The 3,964-nt window shown below is 47.8% G+C and carries 6 protein-coding genes; 2 read left to right on the plus strand and 4 right to left on the minus strand.

All coding sequences use genetic code 11. The annotated features are described in order from the left end of the window. Positions 1 to 13 precede the first annotated feature (13 nt). Positions 14 to 979 (plus strand): lipoyl synthase, encoded by a 966-nt coding sequence (lipA, locus tag E0D98_RS21915; RefSeq protein WP_000042632.1) that lies wholly within the window; start codon positions 14 to 16, stop codon positions 977 to 979. Between the two features lie 100 nt (positions 980 to 1,079). On the opposite strand, the gene tatE is transcribed toward lipA, so the two are convergent. Further along, complete coding sequence (tatE, locus tag E0D98_RS21920; protein ID WP_000503931.1) at positions 1,080 to 1,283, minus strand: twin-arginine translocase subunit TatE; 204 nt, start codon at positions 1,281 to 1,283, stop codon at positions 1,080 to 1,082. A 128-nt stretch (positions 1,284 to 1,411) separates the two neighbouring features. Then, the gene (locus E0D98_RS21925) at positions 1,412 to 2,200 is read right to left on the minus strand and encodes a deaminated glutathione amidase (protein WP_001377903.1); all 789 of its coding nucleotides are present in this window, start codon (positions 2,198 to 2,200) and stop codon (positions 1,412 to 1,414) included. A 92-nt stretch (positions 2,201 to 2,292) separates the two neighbouring features. Between E0D98_RS21925 and crcB the strand changes: the two genes are divergently transcribed. After that, complete coding sequence (gene crcB / locus E0D98_RS21930; RefSeq protein ID WP_000939738.1) at positions 2,293 to 2,676, plus strand: fluoride efflux transporter CrcB; 384 nt, start codon at positions 2,293 to 2,295, stop codon at positions 2,674 to 2,676. A gap of 54 nt (positions 2,677 to 2,730) precedes the next feature. Here the strand turns inward: crcB and cspE are convergent, their stop codons facing one another. Together cspE and pagP are read right to left on the minus strand one after the other, a co-directional pair. Next, positions 2,731 to 2,940: a transcription antiterminator/RNA stability regulator CspE gene (gene cspE / locus E0D98_RS21935; protein WP_000034825.1), complete on the minus strand. Its 210-nt coding sequence runs from the start codon at positions 2,938 to 2,940 to the stop codon at positions 2,731 to 2,733. 174 nt (positions 2,941 to 3,114) lie between these two features. Further along, positions 3,115 to 3,675, minus strand: a complete 561-nt coding sequence (gene pagP, locus E0D98_RS21940; RefSeq protein WP_131891012.1) for a lipid IV(A) palmitoyltransferase PagP — start codon at positions 3,673 to 3,675, stop codon at positions 3,115 to 3,117. Positions 3,676 to 3,964 lie beyond the last annotated feature (289 nt).

Here is a 3,964-nt window from a genome sequence, read left to right on the forward strand (position 1 = left end):
GAACACGCACGCTATGAGTAAACCCATTGTGATGGAACGCGGTGTTAAATACCGCGATGCCGATAAGATGGCCCTTATCCCGGTTAAAAACGTGGCAACAGAGCGCGAAGCCCTGCTGCGCAAGCCGGAATGGATGAAAATCAAGCTTCCAGCGGACTCTACACGTATCCAGGGCATCAAAGCCGCAATGCGCAAAAATGGCCTGCATTCTGTCTGCGAGGAAGCCTCCTGCCCTAACCTGGCGGAATGCTTCAACCACGGCACAGCAACGTTTATGATCCTCGGCGCTATTTGTACCCGCCGTTGTCCGTTCTGTGATGTTGCCCACGGTCGCCCGGTAGCTCCTGATGCCAATGAACCAGTGAAACTGGCGCAGACCATTGCCGATATGGCGCTGCGTTATGTGGTTATCACCTCCGTTGACCGTGATGACCTGCGCGATGGCGGTGCCCAGCACTTTGCGGATTGCATTACTGCCATTCGGGAAAAAAGCCCGCAAATCAAAATTGAAACTCTGGTGCCGGATTTCCGTGGTCGTATGGATCGTGCTCTGGATATTCTGACTGCAACGCCACCAGATGTGTTCAACCATAACCTGGAAAACGTACCGCGTATTTACCGTCAGGTACGGCCTGGTGCAGATTACAACTGGTCGCTGAAGCTGCTGGAACGCTTTAAAGAAGCGCATCCGGAAATCCCGACCAAGTCTGGTCTGATGGTGGGACTGGGTGAAACCAATGAAGAAATTATTGAGGTAATGCGCGACCTGCGCCGTCATGGTGTGACGATGTTAACGCTGGGGCAATATTTGCAGCCAAGCCGCCATCACCTGCCGGTTCAACGTTACGTTAGCCCGGATGAGTTCGACGAAATGAAAGCCGAAGCGCTGGCGATGGGCTTTACCCATGCTGCATGCGGTCCGTTTGTCCGCTCTTCTTACCACGCCGATTTGCAGGCGAAAGGGATGGAAGTTAAGTAATCCTGTAATAATTACTTACATCTGTCTGATAAAAAACCCGCTTTTTGAAGCGGGTTTTTTGTATCGAACAAGATATTGAGGGAGCGTCCTGCTCGCCACGTCACTCTTTATGAGAGAGCTTTTCAGCCTGAAGATCAACGTCTGCGCCTTTTTTCGCCGCAGCATCGTCATCATTCATCGCCTTCTTGAACCCTTTAATGGCCGCTCCAAGGTCTCCGCCCAGCGTACGTAACTTCTTAGTCCCAAACAGCAGAACGACCAGCGCCGCAACTACCAGCAGTTTGGTAATACTAATCTCACCCATAGATACCTTCTTGACATATAACCGGCAACAGAACGCGCCTTAAAAACCAGAGAATATTAACGGTCATTCGACGCGCGCACACAATAGCAATCTGTAACAAGGTGAATCAAGCGCCGAGTAAAAAAACATCATAATAATTGCGGCGGCGCAAAGCGACGGTTGTTTAAGACGGGCAGTTGCGCGCGCACCTGACGCACACGTCCGGGCGTCACTTCCGCCATAATGAGTGCAGGCATTTCTGACGCTGCCGCAATGGTGACGCCAAAGGGATCTATAATCCGGCTTTGACCGATATTTTTGTTCCCGCACTCCCCCGCCGCCACCATATAACAGGTGGTATCCAGCGCACGAGCGGCAAGCAACGTTGACCAGTGATGCTCTTTGAGCGGCCCGCGAACCCAGGCGGCAGGAAGTACCAGGATTTCAGCTCCCTGTAATGCCTGTGCCAGCGCCAGCTCTGGAAAGCGTAAGTCATAACAGGTCATCAGACCGACCTTCATCCCCTCCACCTCGAGTAACGGAGCGATTTCATTACCAGCATCAACACGGCGTGATTCCTGAATGGCAAATGCATCATAGAGATGCAATTTGGCATAACGGGCGACGATGTTTCCTGCCTGTAGCGCCACCAGCATATTCCATGCGCGCCCCGGCGTTGAAGGAACATGAATCGTCAGAATTGTCGTCATCATGTTACGTTTACTTTCTCGCCGTAAACGTCCGAGGAATTCGCCTTCCAGCAGCTGTGCTGATTTAACCGATAGATCTGCATCATGATCATCGCGCGCCAGCAATGCTTCCGGCAGGACGAACAGCGATACGTCGTTTTCCGCCGCCTGCGCCATCAACGAGGCACAAATCTCAGCGTTCTTTTCCCACACAGATGTAACAGCAAACTGTCCTGCGGCAACCAGCATTGCCACCTCCTGTCAGAGTCGTAAAATTCGCCAACGACGATTATTCGGCGTTACACTTATCACTCATACAAATCAAATAGCAGGATTTTGCAGTGTTACAACTTCTTTTAGCAGTTTTTATTGGCGGTGGTACGGGAAGCGTGGCGAGATGGCTGTTAAGTATGCGATTTAACCCGCTGCATCAGGCGATTCCGTTGGGGACGCTGGCAGCAAACCTGATTGGGGCATTCATCATAGGAATGGGATTCGCATGGTTCAGCAGGATGACGAACATTGATCCAGTGTGGAAAGTATTAATCACCACCGGATTTTGTGGCGGTCTAACAACCTTCTCAACATTTTCGGCAGAAGTGGTGTTTTTGTTACAAGAGGGTCGCTTTGGCTGGGCATTACTGAACGTTTTCGTCAACCTTCTGGGGTCTTTTGCCATGACAGCACTGGCTTTCTGGCTGTTTTCGGCCTCAACCGCACACTAAAGACCAAAAAAAAACCCGCTGATTAAGCGGGTTTTGAATTCTTGCTGACGTATCTTACAGAGCGATTACGTTTGCAGCAGAAGGGCCTTTGGCACCGTTAGTGATTTCGAACTCTACGCGCTGACCTTCAGCAAGAGTTTTAAAACCATTAGTCTGGATTGCAGAGAAGTGTACGAACACGTCTTTGCTGCCGTCTTCCGGAGTAATGAAACCGAATCCTTTGGACTCATTAAACCACTTAACGTTACCTTTAATCTTAGACATCAAAATTACCTTTACATGAAAAATAGACACAAATGCTGTGTCGGTTACCAGTACACCAATTGTGGTACGCTTTGTCCAGTGCAACTTTACTAAAAAGTGATAAAAGTCGCGTTATTTTTGATGTTACTTATTTTAGCTATTGATTTTAAAGAAGTTACTAAAACTTCATTTGTCTCAAAACTGAAAGCGCATCCAGGCAAAGTACACATTGCCATTGTTGTAGGTACCCGGAATGTAGGTCATCTGAAAAGTCACTGGGCCATAACCCACGGAGGCCAATGGCAGTAGAACCGGGAGAGGGATGTAATTCCAGTTATCGCGTGCCGTTACGCCAGCGGTGAATCCCAGACCTAAATGAAAATTTTCATCCGCCAGCGGTCGCCAGGTACTTTCCCATCCGTATCCGGCAATCGGTTCCCATTTGTTCCTCGAGTCCTTAAATGCCATGGCATACAGGCCATGCCAGTTTCCTTTTTCATCCCAACGCGACAGGCCAAAACCGCCACCCCACGGTCGCTCGTTATAGCGATCGGTTTTTTCTTTGTCGTAAGCGAAACGTGCATGCCAGGTGATGGCAGGAATATATAAATCATAATGTTCAGGCTGTTGCCAGGTTTGTGCAATATTTTCTCTAAACGTTGTCATCCACTCATCTGCGTTAGCAAAAACTTTACCAACGCTGATTAACTGAATAAAAACAAAGGAAAAGATAGCGACATATTTACTCACGTTCATTTGTGACCATAAAACATTTATCAAAAATCTACTACTAGCATAGCAAAGCTACAATTAACATAACCTTAATAGACCCAACATAAAGAATAATCTGAATAGCTGCTCATTTATTTCCGCTTGTTCAAGTTAAATATTTCCGCGCATCGATTAAAGATGATGCGTCGTTTTCTGCGATGGGAATAGTCAAAAAAGAAAAACCAAGTCTTTTTTGATGACAAAATGCAATCAAGGAAAAATTATTTTATTTTTTAACGAGATACAACAATCATCTTAACGAAGTATATAATAT

The sequence above is a fragment of the Escherichia sp. KCJ4928 genome, from assembly GCF_004352695.1.
Classification (GTDB): domain Bacteria; phylum Pseudomonadota; class Gammaproteobacteria; order Enterobacterales; family Enterobacteriaceae; genus ECMA0423.